The sequence below is a fragment of the Brevibacterium sp. FAM 24630 genome (genome assembly GCF_049804075.1).
GTDB lineage: Bacteria > Actinomycetota > Actinomycetes > Actinomycetales > Brevibacteriaceae > Brevibacterium.
On record NZ_JBNBZD010000054.1, the window covers coordinates 1 to 1,362 of the forward strand.

Below are 1,362 nucleotides of genomic sequence, written 5' to 3' on the forward strand. Positions count from 1 at the left end.
GGCGGGCTCAGGGTTCTAGTGCAACACCGTGGTGCGTTTATCCTACGTTTTCCATCACGATGCCGGCGAGCACCTCAGCAGGAGTCGCGTACTCCAGAACCTTACGGGGCCGCCGGTTGAGCTGATCTTGCATCGCCTGGACGTCATCGTCGCTGACCGATTCATCGAATCGCGTCCCCTTCGGGAAATAGTCACGGATAAGCCCGTTCGTGTTCTCATTCGTCGGCCGCTGCCACGGCGAATGCGGGTCACAGAAGAACACCCCGCAATCCGTGGCCATGGTGATCCGGGCGTGCTCGGCCATCTCCGTACCCTGGTCCCACGTCAGTGTCTCGAACAACGCCTCTGGCAACGACTGGATCATCTCGGTCACCAACCCCGTCACGGTCTGGGAGTCCCGACATTCCGGGAGCTTGCGCACCAAGCAGAACCTGGACCGCCGCTCGATGACCGTGACCAACCCGCCCGTGTCGTTGTCAACGACGAGGTCGCCCTCCCAGTGACCCGGCACAGCCCGGTCGGCAGCCACCGGGGGCCGGTCCACCAAACGGACACCCTCGAGCCACGGGCGACTGGATCGGCGGGGCAGCTTCGACTGCGGTTTACGCCCCGTCCGCCCCGAACGAAGAGCCTTGACCACTTTGAGTTCATGCCGAAGACCTCCGGCTCCCTGCAGGTAAAGGGCTTGGTAAATCGTCTCGTGCGACACGTGCAGGTCCTTCCGGTCCGGGTACTCACGGCGGAGCCTACCGGCGACTTGCTGTGGGGAACACTTATCGTTGAGCCCATCGATGACGTGGGCACGAATCCACGAGTCATCAAGGCGTTTGCTCCGATGTCTCTTGCTGGCTCGGGTGGCCGCGGCACGGGTGTGGGCGGCCGCGGCGCTATAGGCAGCACCGGCCCCGGAGCCAGCATAGCCCTCGAAGCGGTGACGTTGGAGCTCTCTGGCCACTGTCGAGTAGTGCACCCCGAGCTGGGCGGCGATGGCCCGCGTCGACAGTGGCGGGCTCGATTGCGCACCGGCCTGGATCGTCATCCGATCCTCGAACGTCAAGTGGCGATAGGAACGATTGCCCGTCGGAGCGGGAGGTCTCGTGCAGATCGTGGCAGGCATACCTCCCAGCTTGCCAAACTGGACCGTGATTCCGAGGCGACGCATCCATCGCCTGGCTGTTTGATACCCGATCCCAGCGCGTCGCAAACTCTCCTTCACAGTGAGTCGGTCGACGAGGAGGCAGACGAAGAACGCGTCGAGGTGGTCGAAAGGGACTGGTCGCATGATGGGCTCCTTCTCAAGTGCTGTCCCGACCCGACCGTGCTGGTCAGGCCGGGTGTTGCACTAGAAGATAGAAACCGCCC

General features: G+C 63.4%; 1 protein-coding gene. It reads right to left on the bottom strand.

From position 1 onward, the window contains the following. Positions 1–37: 37 nt before the first annotated feature. A complete protein-coding gene (locus ACPUD7_RS17645; RefSeq protein WP_425120637.1) occupies positions 38–1,282 on the bottom strand; it encodes an IS30 family transposase in 1,245 nt (414 codons plus the stop codon). Positions 1,283–1,362: the final 80 nt, after the last annotated feature.